Source organism: Pseudomonas sp. SP16.1 (assembly GCF_052682975.1).
Genome location: NZ_JBQYFZ010000001.1, coordinates 4,949,449 through 4,966,698, shown reverse-complemented (window position 1 = coordinate 4,966,698; position 17,250 = coordinate 4,949,449). Strand labels below are relative to the sequence as shown.

The window sequence follows — 17,250 nt, the reverse complement described above, 5'->3', positions numbered from 1 at the left end:
TCTTACTCCTCGACGCCGAATTCTTTATCGAGTCTGTTCAGTCTCCACGCGTAGTGAAAAATGAGGCCGATAAATACGAGAATGGAGCCCTGTTGCGCGAACCAGAATCCGAGGTCGGAGCCACCAACGGAAATCCCTGCCACCAGCGGGCGGAGAATCATGGCGAAGCCGTAGGAAACCAGCGCCCAGACGACCAGGCTCCAGGTGATGAGCCGCACATTGGCCTTCCAGTAGGCCGCGGCATTTGCTTTATCAGAAGTCATAGACGCCTCCGGTTATTGTTATTCTGATGCAGCTTCAAGCTAGCAGCAGGTCATGCCAAACCGACAGCTAGACATTGGTAGTAGCCGCCTGACACCGTGCGAGGCTGGCCGGCGGTACCTGGGTTCAATACCGTCATCCAACAGCCCAGCACCGACCATTCAAGCAGCCCGCCCCATCGCGCATTTGATAATGATTCTTCATGACATTATCATGCGCCGCCTTTTGCCCATCCCCCTACGTTCGAGGATCCCGCAATGCGGCGTCTCGCTGCCTCCCTGTTCGTCCTCTTCGCCCTCGCCTGCCAGATCGGCCTCGCCGCCCAGAACGAATCGCCCGTGACCCTGGAGGAAATGCGCATCACCGCCCCCGCCGAGCAGGCCGACGGCCCGGTCGACGGCTATCGCGCCACCCGCTCGGCCAGCGCGACGCGCACCGACACGCCGATCCACGAAATCCCGCAGTCGATCAGTGTGGTACCGGCGCAGGTGGTCGAGGACATCGGCGCGGTGCGCCTGGAAGATGCGCTGGACTACGCCGGCGGCGTGGAGCGCGGCAACAACTTCGGCGGCCAGGGCCTGACCGAGTTCCTTGTTCGCGGCTTCAGCAGCCAGGAGTTCTACCGCAATGGTTTCGCCGTCAACCGCGGCTATCCGAACATGCCCGACGCCAGCAGCATCGAGCGCATCGAGGTGCTGCGCGGCCCGGCCGCCATGCTCTACGGGCGCGGCGACCCCGGCGGCACCTTCAATATCGTCAGCAAGCAGCCGCAGGCCGAGCGCCGCACCGTGATGGGCAGCCAGGTCGACAGCGAGGGCCTGCGCCGCGGCACCCTCGACAGCACCGGCGCGCTGGACGAGCAGGCCGACTTCACCTATCGCCTGAACCTGGTGGCCGAGGGCAGCGACAGCTTCCGCGAGCATGTCGAGAGCGAGCGCTACAGCGTCGCCCCGGTGCTGCGCTGGCAGCTCGACCAGGCCACCGCCATCACCCTCGAAGGCGACTACCTGCACAACCGCCATCCGCTCGACCGCGGCGTGACCCGCTACGCCAACCAGCAGGGCAAGCTGCCACGCGATCGCTTCCTCGGCGAGGAGGCCGCCGGCAAGCTGAGCAACGACAACGCCACCACCCAGCTGCGCATCGAACACCTGCTGGATGACAACTGGACCCTGCGCGGCGGCGTGCAGTACCTCGATGGCGAGATCCATGGCGGCGCGGTGGAGAACAACAGCAATAGCTACGCCCTGGGGCTGGCGCCGGGCGCCAGCAGCGTGGGGCGCAACTACAGCGAGCGCTGGCTGAACTGGAACGACGTCAACGTCCAGGCCAACGCCGAAGGCAACTTCGACCTCGCCGGCTTCGCTCACACCCTGCTGCTGGGCGTCGAGTACGACAAGTTCAACTACAACTCGCTGATCCGCCGCTCGCCGAACGACAATGCCTTCCCCATCGACCTGTATAACCCGGTCTACGGCCAGCCGCTGCCGGCGCTGACCCGCACCACCACCCATGACGCCGAGCGGCTGGAATCCTACGCCTTCTTCGTCCAGGAGCAGATCGCCCTGACCGAGCGTCTCAAGGCGCAACTGGGCGCGCGCCTGGAGCGCTTCGAGCAGCGTTATGTGAACAAGCTCAACCCCAACGGCGACTGGGAGCAGGCGCACAACGCGGTGACTCCGCGCTTCGGCCTGATCTACGACCTGACTGACGAACTGGCGCTGTTCGCCAACACCTCGCGCTCGTTCAAGCCGAACCGCGGCGCCGACCGCCTCGGCAAAGCCTTCGACCCGGAAGAAGGCGTCGCCCACGAGGTCGGCATCAAGTACGACCTGGCCGACCGCGACCTCAGCCTGACCGCGGCGCTGTTCCATATCACCAAGGAGAACGTGCTGACCAACGATCCGGCCAACACCGGCGCCGAATCCTTCCAGATCGCCGCCGGCGAGGTACGCAGCCGCGGCTTCGATATCAGCCTGGCCGGCAATATCACCCCGCAGTGGCGGGTGATCGGCGGCTACGCCTATGTCGACGCCGAAGTCACCGAAAGCACCAGCGCCACCATGCCGGTCGGCACCCGCCTGGGCAACGTGCCGCGGCACAGCTTCAACCTGCTCGACACCTACGAGTTCGCCGGCGGCCCGCTGGCCGGCCTCGGCCTGGGCATCGGCCTGAAGTACGTCAGCGAACGCCAGGGCCAGACCAGCAACAACACCTTCGGCATGGACGGCTACGGCCTGGTCGACCTGTTGGCCTACTACCCGCTGAGCGAGAACGTGCGCCTGAACCTCAATCTGAACAATGTGTTCGACAAGCACTACGAGGAGCGCGCCTGGAACGTCTGGTCCTACGCGGGCGAGCCGCGCACCCTGCAGGCGGGGATTTCGGTCAGTCTGTAAAAACAAGCGTCAGGCGGGCAGCGTTCACTCTACGGTCTCATCCGCAATACGCCATCCCACCGCGTAGGGCGGGTGCAACCCGCCGGGGCTCCCAGCGCACCGCGGCGCGGAAATAGCGCCGCGATCCGTCTCGCCAATAGGTGCCCGGTGCGCGCATCCTCGCGCAACCCGATAGGCCCACTCATGCCCGACACCACAAGCGAAACAAGCCCAGTGCCAGGCAGCCCGCCAACCGCAGATACGAGCGGCTTAGCGACTCCCCCTCGCCCGCGCTCGCTGCCTAAATGGCTCGCCCGACAACGAGCAAAACGCCACTAATCCCCCTTCGTTCCCCGCCCTACGCCCCCACCCGACGCCGCACAGAGGATGTGCCACCCGGCCGCCCTGGCCAGTATCGCCTCACTGGAAGAAGTAGCCACAACAACAACCAGGGACGCACACCATGCATGATTCGAGATTGCCGCGGTATCTACTCTGCCTGCTGCTCGCGGGCTCCACGCTGGCCGGTGCCGAGCCGCTGCAGCCCGGCCCCGACGAGGCGCTGCTGTACTACCAGCGCAGCGACGGCGACTACGCCGGCTGGGGCCTGCACCTGTGGAACACCGCGCAATGCTCCGGCGTGCGCGACGGCACCAGCTGGGACCAGCCGCTGGCGCCGGCCGGCATCGATAGCGAGCACGGCGCCTGGTTCAGCATCCCGCTGAGCGCCGACGCCAGCTGCCTGAACCTGATCATGCACCGCGGCGATGACAAGGACCTGGGCGGCGGCGACCTCATCTGGCGCCTCGACGAACTCGGCCGGCGCGTCTTCAGCCTGAGCGGCAGCGCGCAGCTGTCGGCCACGCCACTGGCCGGCGCGCCCTTGGCCATCGACGGCGCCCGCGCGCACTGGCTCGATCCGCACACCCTGGTGCTGCATGGCGGCAGTGCGGCGGCGCGGCTGGAGCTGCGCTACTCGCCGCAGGCCGATATCCGCATCGATGGCGAGCGGCGCAGCGTCAGCGGCGGCCGTGCCATCGCCTTGCGCCCCGGCGGCCTCAGCGCGGCGCTCAAGGCCAGGTTCCCGCACCTGGCAGAGCAACCCGCCTACCGCCTGGAGGCCGGGGTCAAGGCGCTGCGCAGCGCGCTGAAGAGTCAGCTGCTGGTGCTCGCCTACGACCAGGACGAGCGCCTGCTCAGCGCCACCCAGGTGCAGACGCCCGGCGTGCTGGACGCCCTCTATGCCTATTCCGGCCCGCTCGGTGCCGAAGTTACCGCGCAGGACGTGCGTTTTCGCCTGTGGGCACCCAGCGCCCAGCGCGTGCGCCTGCACGCCTTCGACCGCGACAAGCGGCTGCTGCCCGGCTTCCCCAGGGACATGCGCGAGCGCCACGGGGTGTGGACCTACGACGGGCCGAAACAGCTTGACCGCGCCTACTACCAGTACGAGGTCAGCGTCTACCACCCCGCCAGCGGCCGCATCGAGACCAGCCTGACCAGCGATCCCTACGCCCTCAGCCTGTCGCGCAACAGCCAGTACGCCCAAGTGGTCGACCTGGACGCCGCCGACCTCAAGCCGGCCGGCTGGGACAGCCTGCGCCCGCCGCGCGCGGCCAAGCCCGAGGCGCGGGTGATCTACGAGACCCATGTGCGCGACTTCAGCGCCAGCGACGCCGAGCTGCCCGCCGCCCAGCGCGGCACCTACCTGGCCTTCACCCAGCTGCACAGTCGCGGCGTGCAGCACCTGCTCGAGCTGCGCCAAGCCGGGCTGACCGACGTGCAGCTGCTGCCGGTGTTCGATATCGCCACGGTCAACGAGGACCCGGCCAGGCGCGTCGAGCTGGATGAGCCCTTCGCCAAGTTCTGCGCGCTGTCGGCCGCCGCCCGGCGCAACTGGGCCGGCCATTGCAATGCCGGGAGCATCCGCGAGGTGCTGCAGGGCTTCGACCCGGCCGGGCCCGAGGCGCAGGCGCTGTACGCCGACCTGCGCGCGCTGGACGCCTTCAACTGGGGCTACGACCCCTTCCACTACACGGTCCCGGAAGGCAGCTACGCCAGCGACGCCGAGGGCGCCGCGCGCATCCGCGAGTTCCGCCGCATGGTCCAGGCGCTGGCGGAGATGGGCCTGACCACGGTGATGGACGTGGTCTACAACCACACCCACGCCTCGGGCCTCGGCGAACAGTCGGTGCTCGACAAGCTGGTGCCCGGCTACTACCACAGGCGCGACCCGGTGACCGGCGCGGTGGAGCGCTCTACCTGCTGCGACAACACCGCCTCCGAGCACGTCATGATGGAGAAGCTGATGGTCGACTCGCTGCGCGTCTGGGCGCGCGACTACAAGATCGGCGGCTTTCGCTTCGACCTGATGGGTCACCACATGCGGCGCAACCTGACCAAGGCCTACCAGGCGGTGCGCCGGATCGACCCGCAGACCTACTTCTACGGCGAGGGCTGGAACTTCGGCGAGGTGGCCGACGGCGCCCGCGGCATCAACGCCATCCAGGCGAACATGGCCGGCAGCGGCATCGGCACCTTCAACGACCGCCAGCGCGACGCCGTGCGCGGCGGCAGCCCGTTCGACGGCGGCGACAGCCTGCGCCGCTTCCAGGGTTTCGCCAACGGTCTGTTCGTGCTGCCCAACGAACTCAATGGCGGCAGCGCCGACGAGCATGCCGAACTGCTCAGGCTGAAGGATCTGATCCGCGTCGGCATCGCCGGCGGCCTGCGCGACTACCGCTTCGAGAGCGCCGACGGCAGCCACAAACGCGGCGCCGAGGTGGACTACAACGGCCAGCCGGCCGGCTACACGCTGGACCCGCAGGAGACCGTCAACTACGTCTCCAAGCACGACAACCAGACCCTTTGGGACATCAACCAGTACAAGTTGCCGGCGTCCCTCTCCAGCGCCGAGCGCGTACGCCTGCAACTGCTCGGGCTGGCCGTGCCGCTGCTGAGCCAGGGCGTGCCGTTCATCCACATGGGCGCGGACATCCTCCGCTCCAAGTCCATGGAGCGCGACAGCTACGACTCCGGCGACTGGTTCAACGCGGTGGACTTCGCCTACCGGGACAATAACTGGAACAAGGGCCTGCCGCGCCAGGACAAGGACGGCGACAACTGGCCGCTGATCCGCCAGATCATCGCCGACCCCAACGCCAAACCGGGCAGCGCCGACATCCTCGCCGCCAGGCGGCTGTTCCTCGAGTTGCTGCGCATCCGCAGCGGCAGCCCGCTGTTCCAGCTCGGCAGCGCCGCCGACGTCGACAGGCGCCTGCGCTTTCACAACACCGGCCCCGACCAGCTGCCCGGCGTGATCGCCTTCAGCCTGGACGACGGCCACCAGGCCGGACGCGACCTCGACCCGCGGCACGAAGCGCTGATGATCGTGCTCAACGCCGGTCCCGAGCCGATCAGCCTGCCCGGCGCCCAGCCCGGCTATCGCCTGCACCCGGTGCTGCGCGACTCCAGCGACGCGCGCAACCGCGAGGCGAAGGTGGCGGACGGCCAGTTCCAGGTTCCCGGGCTGAGCGTGGCGGTATTCGTCCTGCCGCAGGAGGAGCGGCGCTAAACCCTGGCGCCGCTGGCTCGGCATTCGCTTCGTAGGGTGTCGCGGGGCCGCCCAGGTCGTGCGCACCACCGGCGACGGGGAAAACGTGGTGCGCGCGGTGCACCCTACGATCTCACCCGCAATACGCCATTCCACCGCGTAGGGCGGGTGCAACCCGCCGGGGCTCGCAGCACCCCGCGCGGCGGAAATAGCGCCGCGATCCGCCGCGCCAGGAGGTGCCCGGCGCGCGTGTCCTCGCGCAGGCCGATATGCCCGCTCATGGCCGGTACCACAGGCGGAAGAAACCCAGCGCCAGCAACAAGGCGACCTGGCCAAGCGCCGCACAGAGCGAGAGGAAGGAGCGCAGCGTGCCGTTGTTCGCCGCGTCCTGTATGCCGGTCAGGGCATTCCAGAAGCCCTCGGGCAACAGCATCAGGCTCACATGGGCGAGCGGTTTGCCGGTCAGCAGCAGGCCGTCGATCAGGTCGAACCAGCCGGCAAACATCAGGCCGATGAGGATCATCACCGCCACCACCAGGCCCAGGGCCAGGCAGGCGGAAAACTGCATGAACAGACGCATGGGATCAGCTCCAGAGAAGGGGCGCGGCCCACGCCGCGCCGATCGGATTCAGGCGTGCGGAGCAGTGCGGCCGACGCCGTACCAGTCCAGCTTGCGGGTCAGCACCATGACGCTGGCGAGCACACCGAACACCAGCAGCGAGCCCATCAGCAGGGCATGGTCCTCGGCGCTGAGCAGGCCGTAGAGCATGGCGTACAGCGCCGCCAGCAAGGCGCCAAAGCCCAGGCCGCGCCGCCAGCTGTGCAACACGAAGCTGACGTAGAAGCCGATCAGGCCGACGCAGGCACTGGCGGACAGGCCATAGGCCAGGGCGAACGCCAGGTGCTCGGACAGCGACAGGAGCAGCAGGTAGAACAGCGCCAGCGCCAGGCCCACCAGGGCGTACTGCACCGGGTGCACCGCCAGACGTTTGAGCACCTCGAAGAGGAAGAAGGCGGCGAAGGTCAGGGCGATGAACAGCAGCGCGTATTTGATCGCGCGGTCGGTCTTCAGGTACTGGTCCACCGGGTCGACGAAGCTGACCCCGAAGTTGCGGCCGAGCAGCGCGTGACACTGCTTGCGGCCCACGCAGTCGGCCAGCGCCTCCTCCAGATTGGTGGCGAAGAAGCTGGTCTGCCACTGCGCGCTGAAGCCCTGCGCGTTCACCTCGCGCTGGCTCGGCAGGTACTCGCCGACGAAGCTCGGGTGCGGCCAGTCGGAACTCAGGCTGACCCGGCTGTCGCGCCCTACCGGCACCACGGCGAGCTGCTCGGTGCCCTGCAGCTTGAGGTCGAAGGCGAACTCCAGCAGCTGCCCGCCCTGCGCGTCGAGCGCCGGCAGCGGCGCATGCACGCCGGCACCGAAACTGGCGTCGCCGCTGCCCGGGGCGAAGCCCAGGGTCTGGCCGTTGAGGCGCAGCTGCAGGTCGTTGCCGATGCCACGGATATCGCTGATGCCGACGGAAAGGAAGGGCTTGTCGAAGCGGTAGAAACCCAGCTCGTCGCCCAGCCCCAGGCGCGGCGGCAGGCGGAACTGGCCGCTGACCTGGCTATCGCTGCGGTACAGGCGCGCCTGGTAGATGCCGCGCGCACGCAGCTCGGTGCTCACCTGGCCGTCGAGCACGAAGCGCTCCGGCAGAAAATACAGGCGCCCGCGCTGCTGGCGCGCCTGCTGGTAACGCTCGCCGGTCTTGTCGTGGGTCTTCCATTCGTGGGTGGTCTTGACGTAGGGCAGCACCAGGATCGGCCCGGTGATCTGCTGGCGGTAGCTGGAGCTGCGGGCGATGTCCTGCAGCACCTGGTGGCGCAGGTTCTGACGTTCGTCGACCAGGCCGTCGATCATCAGCAGGGGAATCAGCAACAGCAGGATCAACAGGGCGATGGCGCCCAGCTTGAAGCTCAGGGTGCGGCTCATGGCGCGGCTCTCCGTAGCGAGTGAAGGTACGGCAGAGTCTGGGCAGCGCAGGTGGGGGCTTTATGGGGGGAAGGTGGAGATTGCGTGGAGAAAGCGGAAAAGCATCAGGGCGCCGATTGCGGGCGCCCTGATTAACTGCTGCTGTGCGGCATCGAACTGCTCCCGCCAGAAGGGTTGGCGGGTCAGGCGATGCGGTTGACGCCTACGCGGTCGGCTCCGTCGGCGGCGATGCGGTTAACGCCTACACGGTCGGCACCGTCGGCGGCGATGCGGTTGACGCCTACACGGTCGGTGCCGTCGGCGGCGATGCGGTTGACGCCTACACGGTCGGCACCATCGGCGGCGATGCGGTTGATGCCTACGCGGTCGGCGCCGTCGGCGGCGATGCGGTTAACGCCTACACGGTCGGCGCCGTCGGCGGCGATGCGGTTGACGCCTACGCGGTCGGCGCCATCGGCAGCGATGCGGTTGACGCCTACGCGGTCGGCGCCGTCGGCGGCGATGCGGTTGGTGCCTACGCGGTCGGCGCCGTCAGCGGCAACCGCCGGGGCGTTGGACTGCTCGACGGAGACCTGCGGCAGGGCGAACGCACCGGCGGACAGGCTGGCAATAACGAGGCTGGCAAGGATTTGCTTTTTCATGATCGGGCTCCTGGGTGGGGCTGGAAAGTGGCTACGGGGCCCATGTTACGCACGCCCCAATTTGGCAAAAGGGACATGTCTCGATAGCGACCATCGACGCCATCGATACCAGGAAAATTTCTTATCGATCATGGACATAGTAGTGATGGGCGGGAGCCGCCCATCCGTCCCGCCGCCGTTGCGCGACAGGGCGCACCCTGGTATCTGTACAAAAAACCAGTACCCAGCAGCGCGCCATGCCCGCCCTCGACGCCCCCGAACTCTATTACCTGGCCAACTTCCGCAAGGCCCTCGACTGGCTCGACGCCCATCATCGCGAGCTGATGGACGCGGCCGAGCGGGCCTTCGTCGAGGTTTTTCCACAGCTACCGCTGCCGGCCCAGGCGCTGCTGGTGCGCTTGGTGATGCGCAAGGGCGTGCACTTTCGCGCCAGTAAACTGCGCTACGCCGAGATCGGCGATATCGTGGCAGCGGCCGCGCCGCTATTGGCGCAGGGCTGGCTGATCGACAACGCCGCGCTGGCGTTCGACGAGCTGGGCGCGCTGCTGCTCAAGGACGAGCTGGCCGTACACTTTTCCGCCGAGCTGCCGGGCGGCAACTTGAAGAAGAGCGCGCTGCTGGCGCACCTGCGCGAGCTGCATAGCGAGCCGCGCAGCCTGACCGGCTGGTGCCCGCGCCTGGAAGACCGTCTGCTGAGCCTGGCCATCGGGCCGCTGTGCGACCGCCTGCGGCTGATGTTCTTCGGCAACCTGGCGCAGGACTGGTCGGAGTTCGTCCTGGCCGACCTGGGCATCTTCCGCTACGAACAGGTGCCGATCACCCCCGGTTCGTGCGGTTTTCGCAGCCGCCAGGATGTGGACCACTACCTGCACCTGCGCGCCTGCCGCGACGCCTTCGACGCCGGCATGGCGGTAACCGAGGTGCTACAACTGCTCGGTGATTTTGCCAGCGACAACCCGCATATCGGCGAGCGCCACCAACGCCTGCTGCTGCGCCTGACCCAGCAGCTGGAGCGCGCCGGCGAGCTGGAGTCGGCGCTGGCGCTGTACCGCGACACCGCCGCGCTCGGCTCACGGCAGCGGCAGATCCGCGTGCTGGAGCGCCTGGGCCGCAATGCCGAGGCGCTGGCCCTGGCCGAACGGGTCATCCATGCGCCGCATAACGGCGAGGAGGCGCAGCTGGCCGAACGGGCGCGCACCCGGCTGCGCAGGCGCCTCGGCCTGCCGCCAGCGGCCAAGGCGGCGAAGCCGGTCGAGGATCGCCTCGACCTGCGCCTGCCGCGCGCCGCCAGCGTCGAGCTGGCCGTGGCCGCGCACCTGGCCGAGCCGGAGGCGCCGGTGCATTACGTGGAGAACACGCTGATCTGCGGGCTGTTCGGCCTGCTCTGCTGGGAGGCGATCTTCGCCCCGCTGCCCGGCGCCTTCTTCCACCCCTTCCATACCGGCCCGGTGGACCTGCACCGCGCCGACTTCCACGCGCGCCGCGCGCCACTGTTCGCCGCCTGCCTGGCGCGCCTGGACGACGGCAGCTACGTCGAGGCCATGCGCCGCACCCATGCCGAGAAGTTCGGCATCCAGTCGCCCTTCGTGTTCTGGGAGCTGCTCGACGCCGAGCGCCTGGAGCAGGCGCTGGCCTGCCTGCCGCCGGCGCATCTGGGCGCCTGGTTTCGCCGCCTGCTCGCCGACATCCGCGAGAACCGCGCCGGCATGCCCGACCTGATCCAGTTCTGGCCGGCCGAGCGGCGCTACCGAATGATCGAGGTGAAAGGCCCCGGCGACCGCCTGCAGGACAACCAGAAACGCTGGCTGGCGTTCTGCGCCGAGCACGGCATGCCGGTCAGCGTCTGCTACGTGGAGTGGAGCGATTGAGCCTGCGCATCGCCGTGCGCGAGCTGTGCGAATTCACCGCCAAGGAGGGCGACCTCGACCTGCGCTTCACCCCCTCGCCCACCGCCGCCGAAGGCATTGCCGGGCACGCCACGGTGGTCGCCAGGCGCGGCCCCGACTATATGTCCGAGTTGGCCGTAAGCGGCGAGTTCGAGGAACTGGCGGTCAGCGGCCGCATCGACGGCTTCGATCCGCAGCTGCGCCTGCTGGAAGAGATCAAGACCCACCGCGGCGACGTCGCGCGCATCCCGGCCAACCATCGCCTGCTGCACTGGGCGCAGGTCAAGGTCTACGGCTGGCTGCTGTGCCAGGCGCTGGAACTCGATGAGTTGGACCTGGCGGTGGTGTACTTCAACGTCATCAGCCAGAAGGAAACGGTGTTTCGCGAGCGCCATAGCGCCGAGGCATTGCGCCAGTTCTTCGAGCTGCAGTGCCGCCGCTATATCCACTGGGCGCGCCAGGAGCAGGCCCACCGCCTGGCGCGCGACGCGGCGCTGACGGCGCTGCGCTTTCCCTACGACGAGTTCCGCCATGGCCAACGGCAACTGGCCGAGGCCGTGTACCGCGCCGCGCGCGACGGCCATTACCTGCTGGCGCAGGCCACCACCGGCATCGGCAAGACCCTCGGCACCCTGTTCCCGCAGCTCAAGGCCATGCCCGGCCAGCAGCTCGACCGCCTGTTCTTCCTCAGCGCCAAGACCCCGGGGCGGCGCCTCGCCCTGGACGCGCTGCAGCGCCTGCGCGAACCGGAGACGCCGCTGCGGGTGTTGGAACACGTGGCCCGCGACAAGGCCTGCGAACACCCGAGCAAGGCCTGCCATGGCGACTCCTGCCCGCTGGCCAGGGGCTTCTACGACCGCCTGCCGGCGGCGCGCAGCGCGGCGCTGAAGGAACGCTGGCTGGATCAGCAGGCGGTGCGCGCCATCGCCCTCGCCCATGGCATCTGCCCCTACTACCTGAGCCAGGAACTGTGCCGCTGGAGCGACGTGGTGGTGGGCGACTACAACTACTACTTCGACCTCGGCGCCCTGCTGCACAGCCTGACCCTGGTCAACCAGTGGCGCGTCTGCCTGCTGGTGGACGAGGCGCACAACCTGGTCGAACGCGGCCGCAGCATGTACAGCGCCGAGCTGGACCAGGCGCGCTTCAAGGCCATGCGCCGCGACGCGCCGGACAAGCTGAAAGGCGTGCTGGAGCGGGTCGACCGCCACTGGAACCAGCTGCACCGCGAGCAGCAGGTGCCCTATCAGGTCCATCCGCTGGCGCCGGACCTGCTGCTGGCCGCGCTGGGCAAGGCGGTCAGCGCCATCACCGATCTGCTCACCGACCAGCCCGAGGGCAATGCCGGCGAGCTGCTCAGCTTCTACCTCGACGCCATGCTGTTCTGCCGCCTGGCGGAAAGCTTCGGCCCGCACTCGCTGTTCGATATCAGCCGCGTCGAGGCCGGCAACGGCCGCAGCTACTCGACCCTGTGCATCCGCAACATCCTGCCCGCGCCCTTCCTCGGTCCGCGCTTCGAGGACGCGCACAGCGCCACGCTGTTCTCCGCCACCCTCAGCCCCAGCCACTACTACCTCGACCTGCTCGGCCTGCCGCAGGAGACGCAGTGCCTGGACGTCGACTCACCTTTTAGCGCCGAGCAGCTGCAGGTGCGTGCGGTACGCAACCTGTCGACCCGCTACCGCGACCGCGAGGCCTCGCTGGCGCCGATCTGCCGGCTGATCGCCCGCCAGTACCGCGAACGGCCGGGTAACTACCTGGCCTTCTTCAGCAGCTACCAATACCTACAGCAGGTGCTGGACCTGCTGGCCCGCGAGCATCCCGAGATTCCCCTTTGGGTGCAGTCGCGGCAGATGGACGAGGCGGCGCGCCAGGGCTTTCTCGAACGCTTCCAGGTGGGCGGGCGCGGCATCGGCTTCGCCGTGCTCGGCGGGGTGTTCGGCGAGGGCGTCGACCTGCCCGGCGACCGCCTGATCGGCGCCTTCGTCGCCACCCTCGGCCTGGCCCAGGTCAACCCGATCAACGAGGAAATCCGCCAGCGCATGCACGCGCTGTTCGGCAACGGCTACGACTACACCTACCTCTACCCCGGCCTGCAGAAGGTGGTGCAGGCCGCCGGCCGGGTGATCCGCACGCCGGAGGACGAAGGTGTGCTCTACCTGATCGACGACCGCTTCGCCCGCCCGGAAGTGCGCAACCTGCTGCCGAGCTGGTGGCAGGTCGAGGCCATGCGCCTGCCGGCGGAAACGACGAAGGCGCCCGAGCGGGCGCCTTCAGTCGAAACCTGAGCGAGGCGGCATCAGCCGATACGGCTGGCCCCGACGCGGTCGGCGCCATCGGCGGCGATACGGTTGATACCGACGCGATCCGCACCATCGGCGGCGACGCGATTGGCACCGACGCGATCCGCACCGTCGGCGGCGACACGATTGGCACCGACGCGATCCGCACCATCGGCGGCGACGCGATTGGCCCCGACACGATCCGCACCATCGGCGGCGATACGATTGGCACCGACGCGATCCGCGCCATCGGCGGCGATGCGATTGGCACCGACGCGATCCGCACCATCGGCGGCAACGCGATTGGCACCGACCCGGTCCGCACCATCGGCGGCGATACGATTGGCACCGACGCGATCCGCACCATCGGCGGCGACGCGATTGACGCCTACGCGGTCGGCGCCGTCTTCGGCCACCAGCGGCGCAGCGCCGGATTGAACGGAAGACTGCGCCGCGGCGAAGGCACTGGCAGACAGGGCGGCGATAACGAGGCTGGCGAGGATGTGCTTTTTCATGGTCAGGCTCCGGGGCGGGCTGGAAGGTGGCTACGGAACCTATGCTACTCGCACGAAACTGATAAAAAAGCGCAAATAAACAATCTAAACAATCGAATCAGTAGATACAAAGCTGAAACAAAACCCCGCTCCAAGGTTTCAGTCGGGTAATTCGACGGGCGGGAAGCCCACGGCCAGGCCGCGCTCGCCGCGTGGCTAGACGCGGCTGCCCGGGGTGCGGCGTGCGTGCTTCTGCTGCAGGATCAGCGAGGCTTCGTTGTAGGCCGTCTGGAAGGCGTCGCTGCCGATCCATTCCACCGCCGCGTCCTCGTCTTCATCGTGGAAGATCCCGCGATAGACGATCAGCAGGCCCATCATAAAGTCGGTGGCCGCATCTTCCGCTTCCTCGGCGACCACCAGCTCCAGCACCGGGTACTGCAGGAACACCAGACACAGCGCCAGCAGGCTGATGCCCTCGCCGACCCGCATCGCCTGGAACAGGTCGTCGAAGTCCGCCGGATCGAAACCGTTCTCCTCGATGTCCTTGAAGTCGAAGATGCTCAGGTCGATGGCGACATCGTCGAACGGCTCGTCGATCAGCGGATTGGCCAGCAGCGGATGCACGACATTGGCCTTGGGCTTGCCCACGCGGTTCTGCTTGGCCTTGGCTTTGGCCCGCTGGGCGCGCTTTTTCTGTTTATCCGGGGAGGCCATGGCGGCGGATTCCTTGTTCGAGACAGCCATATGCATGGCCCAGGTTGATCGGGGGCGTATTGTAGGCGGGTCTTGGTTGGGGGCGTTGGGTGGCGGGGATTATTTCTGCCTTATCGGCCGTTACCGGCCGGTCTTCCCGAAAATAGATCTGTCCCCCCCCTTTTCGCCGGTCCCCTTTTCGCCCGCCCCCCCTTTTCACCCGGTCTGGGCTGACCGTATATCGGGGTGTAGATATCCAGGCCGTAACTCAGCAGCTTAGCGCTCTCCGGACGAATCCTCCGATGATTTGTTTTCGGCCACGTAGCCAAGGCCACGTGTAAATGCGGAGCTCAGCAATAATTTATCAATTAACTAAAGGTTTAAGTGCGCGATTTAATATTTGGTAGACTTTTTGTAGTAATGAGCTGCGGCTAATCAAGGCTTGGGACTTGCCAGGGTCACCGCAGCAGCACCAAGGATACTATAAGTTTGCGCCTGGGGTTAGGTTTGTGATGGTCTTCTCAAGGGCAACACTACAGTTTCTTACATGCTTGTGCGACTTAACGTCGCTTGGCAACGTTTTAATTCGCTGCACGACATCTTCACAGAAGCGAAGAATGTCCGACTTGTGATTACTAGAGAGACTAGTTAAATGCATAGAAACGAATTCGGAAATCGATGCCGCCACACGATACGGATAATGCTTTTTTTCGTGTAGCATTTGTTTGGAAAGAATGCCTTTCGCTTCCTTGTAGAGTTCGAACGAGCTGTCAGCATCCCGGTTTCTAGTCGCCTTAACTAATAGGAAGCGGGCGTAATGATTGTCGATCTGATAAGTGTCGTAATTAATTCCCTGAGAAAACTTATATGATGACTGAAAGTACGGACCAATCTCGGCGAGGTCGTCTTCAAAAGAAAGCCTTGCAATTGCATATTGCAGCCAGTAGTGAGGGTTTTTACGCGTGAAATCTTGATTTTGAATTGCCTCATAGAAATGGACTGTTGCGTTTCGAAGCCCTGAGCGTGGCAGCATTTTTTGAAGTGATGAAAAGCTCATCAAGCTACGCATGAAAGAGTCATATTCGGGACCAAGTTTTCTTTTCTTGTGAGCCTCAGAGAACATTTCAATCAATATCTCAACAGCTTCGGATGCTTCCGATAGATTTGTTAGATAGTATTCTGCAAGCACGGATGATTTCAGGCGTATCCTTCCCGTGCTATCGTCCCAAAATAGTTTGGCTGTATTTCTATCTGTATTGGATAGTTTGATAAGTGGAGCTCCGTCTAGGAGCTCATTTATTAAGGTGCGATCGCTATTGAACCCCGCAGCATTTAGTATAAATACGCCAATGACAACGCGCCTTACCTCGCTGGTTAAGCTCTTGAATATTTCAGATATTTTTTCTGATATCTGAGGGGAGTTATATATTTTTAAAAGTAACTGGTGGATTTGCGCATCACAATCTCTCAGCACAAGTTTAAACTTTTCAGCGTCTGAGTATGCTGAAAATTCCGCCCACAGACCATAGCTATCTATGAGAGAGATAGCGGATTGGATTTCGGCACTTGAGAGACGATTGATGTCAATTTCGGCAATATCAGTGGTTTTGAGCGACTCCTCAAGCCTTTCTCTAAACGCCTCATGCACATGAGATCTTGCGGTCAATAAAAATCTGAGGCGCCGCCCCGTTCTCCGCATGCTTACGAAATCTATGAAATCGAGATATGGCACGTAATTGTCAATAACAATTACCGTGGGCTCGTTGAACCTTATAATGCTATTGACTTCTTTGCGGGCCGCTTTGTTGTCAGCGCTAAATCTATGTACTCTAAAGCCTTTGGCAGCGAGTTCGTGAATAACATACTCTACGGAAACAGTTTTTCCGTTCCCTAGATCGGAAGTTATTACGACATCGTTGTCATTGTAAAGAAGATCTGGAATGGGCTCTAGAGACTGGCGCCTTGCGATATAAGGCCTGCCTTCTAAGCCGGAGTCGGCGTGATTTATAAGTTCGCTCTGTATGGTTCCGTAAAGGAAAAGCTTTTCAATGTCAGAATTGGTGGGGGTTCGGGTAGAAGGAGCCAGAGAGAACTCAGTGAGAGATAAAAAATTTGAAGATGGGGGAGGTGGTACATGCACGTTTTTTAATGAATTCAATGCAGTAGCAGCAGCTTGAACACCTATAGGCAAAAGCTCTCCGAAAATGGGTAACAGAGCTTCATCCACTTCACTTGGAGATGGAGCGGTAATGAAAATGCATTTAGATTTTATGTCTTCCGAAAACAGAATTCGCTGTATATCAAGGTCATACAGGGAATAACCGATAAAGATCACTGCGTGCGCCATTGTGATATCTTGGCGAAAAATTGTGCACCACTTTGAGTTTGTTAGATTGTCAGTGAGATAGCTTTCAGAAGTTAATTTAAAAGTGGACCTTAGATTGCCTGGAGAAAGGGTGTTGATAAATCCGTTTATGTGGACACACGTGCGAGTGTTGGTGGCGTAGTTTACAGGGTCGTCTTCCAATGTGACCGATGTCAGCGCTTTAGAGTTCTCGGCGGCACTTTTTTCAATTAGATCATCGTAGTTTGTTGTATATATTCTCTGCCAAGGGACAGATAGCAAATCCACATGGTGCGGCGCTGCGCGCTTTATTGTAAATGAGTTGCGACATAGTTCAGCCAAATCATGCTCGCCGAATTTTCTTATGTAGAACTGTGATGCTATGGCAAGGTTGTCATTATTGGTGTTTAAACCGCAGAACTCATTGAGCTGTTTGGCAAAACCGGTCCCAGATAAAGGTGACTGGTTTTTTAGGTTTTCTGCCAAGTATGAAAAGCCAGAACCAGCGAATAGTACGGCGTTTCCATTTAATGCATGCGCTAATGCAGTATTCAAGTCCATGAACAGATCCAAATGTAGAGCTTGGTGTAGGATGACCGGGCGAAGCCTAGGTGACCTTAGTAGCCTAACCGCTATTTTTTGTCCAGTGGCGCTTTGATAGCCAACTATGAGAGGCGGGTTATGTGTCAACTAAGAAGAAAGCGAAGAAGGAAGCGAAATGGGGACGGATTTATTTATAGGTAAACCGT

11 protein-coding genes are annotated in these 17,250 nt (G+C 63.9%); 5 read left to right on the top strand and 6 right to left on the bottom strand.

Features of this window, described 5'->3' with window-relative positions:
- Positions 1-2 precede the first annotated feature (2 nt).
- Complete coding sequence (locus ACUTAF_RS23385; RefSeq protein ID WP_445582207.1) at positions 3-263, bottom strand: DUF4212 domain-containing protein; 261 nt, start codon at positions 261-263, stop codon at positions 3-5.
- A 255-nt stretch (positions 264-518) separates the two neighbouring features.
- Here ACUTAF_RS23385 and ACUTAF_RS23380 point away from each other — a divergent pair, with 255 nt between their 5' ends.
- Together ACUTAF_RS23380 and pulA are read left to right on the top strand one after the other, a co-directional pair.
- Positions 519-2,660 carry a TonB-dependent siderophore receptor gene (locus ACUTAF_RS23380; protein WP_445582206.1) on the top strand — a complete coding sequence of 714 codons (2,142 nt, stop codon included), beginning with the start codon at positions 519-521 and terminating at the stop codon, positions 2,658-2,660.
- A gap of 442 nt (positions 2,661-3,102) precedes the next feature.
- Positions 3,103-6,210 (top strand): pullulanase-type alpha-1,6-glucosidase, encoded by a 3,108-nt coding sequence (gene pulA, locus ACUTAF_RS23375; RefSeq protein ID WP_445582205.1) that lies wholly within the window; start codon positions 3,103-3,105, stop codon positions 6,208-6,210.
- 256 nt (positions 6,211-6,466) lie between these two features.
- Here the strand turns inward: pulA and ACUTAF_RS23370 are convergent, their stop codons facing one another.
- The 3 genes from ACUTAF_RS23370 to ACUTAF_RS23360 all read right to left on the bottom strand — a co-directional run bounded on the left by ACUTAF_RS23370 (position 6,467) and on the right by ACUTAF_RS23360 (position 8,802).
- Complete coding sequence (locus ACUTAF_RS23370) at positions 6,467-6,769, bottom strand: hypothetical protein (protein ID WP_445582204.1); 303 nt, start codon at positions 6,767-6,769, stop codon at positions 6,467-6,469.
- Positions 6,770-6,817: 48 nt separating this feature from the next.
- On the bottom strand, positions 6,818-8,161 hold the full coding sequence (creD, locus tag ACUTAF_RS23365; RefSeq protein WP_445582203.1) for a cell envelope integrity protein CreD: 1,344 nt from the start codon (positions 8,159-8,161) through the stop codon (positions 6,818-6,820).
- A gap of 182 nt (positions 8,162-8,343) precedes the next feature.
- A complete protein-coding gene (locus ACUTAF_RS23360; RefSeq protein WP_445582202.1) occupies positions 8,344-8,802 on the bottom strand; it encodes a phage infection protein in 459 nt (152 codons plus the stop codon).
- Positions 8,803-9,038: 236 nt separating this feature from the next.
- On the opposite strand from ACUTAF_RS23360, the gene ACUTAF_RS23355 reads away from it, so the two are divergent.
- From ACUTAF_RS23355 to ACUTAF_RS23345, 3 genes are read left to right on the top strand one after another with little or no spacing between them, the layout of a single operon-like run.
- A complete protein-coding gene (locus ACUTAF_RS23355; protein WP_445582201.1) occupies positions 9,039-10,670 on the top strand; it encodes a VRR-NUC domain-containing protein in 1,632 nt (543 codons plus the stop codon).
- Complete coding sequence (locus tag ACUTAF_RS23350; protein WP_445582200.1) at positions 10,667-12,976, top strand: ATP-dependent DNA helicase; 2,310 nt, start codon at positions 10,667-10,669, stop codon at positions 12,974-12,976. Before ACUTAF_RS23355 ends, ACUTAF_RS23350 begins: the two co-directional genes overlap by 4 nt.
- Positions 12,901-13,635, top strand: coding sequence for a hypothetical protein (locus ACUTAF_RS23345; RefSeq protein WP_445582199.1), 735 nt, complete (start codon positions 12,901-12,903; stop codon positions 13,633-13,635). Before ACUTAF_RS23350 ends, ACUTAF_RS23345 begins: the two co-directional genes overlap by 76 nt.
- 45 nt (positions 13,636-13,680) lie before the next feature.
- Here ACUTAF_RS23345 and ACUTAF_RS23340 read toward each other — a convergent pair whose 3' ends face one another.
- Positions 13,681-14,178 carry a hypothetical protein gene (locus tag ACUTAF_RS23340; RefSeq protein ID WP_445582198.1) on the bottom strand — a complete coding sequence of 166 codons (498 nt, stop codon included), beginning with the start codon at positions 14,176-14,178 and terminating at the stop codon, positions 13,681-13,683.
- 460 nt (positions 14,179-14,638) lie between these two features.
- Entirely contained in the window at positions 14,639-17,062 is a 2,424-nt protein-coding gene (locus ACUTAF_RS23335; RefSeq protein ID WP_445582197.1) for an SIR2 family protein, read from the bottom strand.
- Positions 17,063-17,250 lie beyond the last annotated feature (188 nt).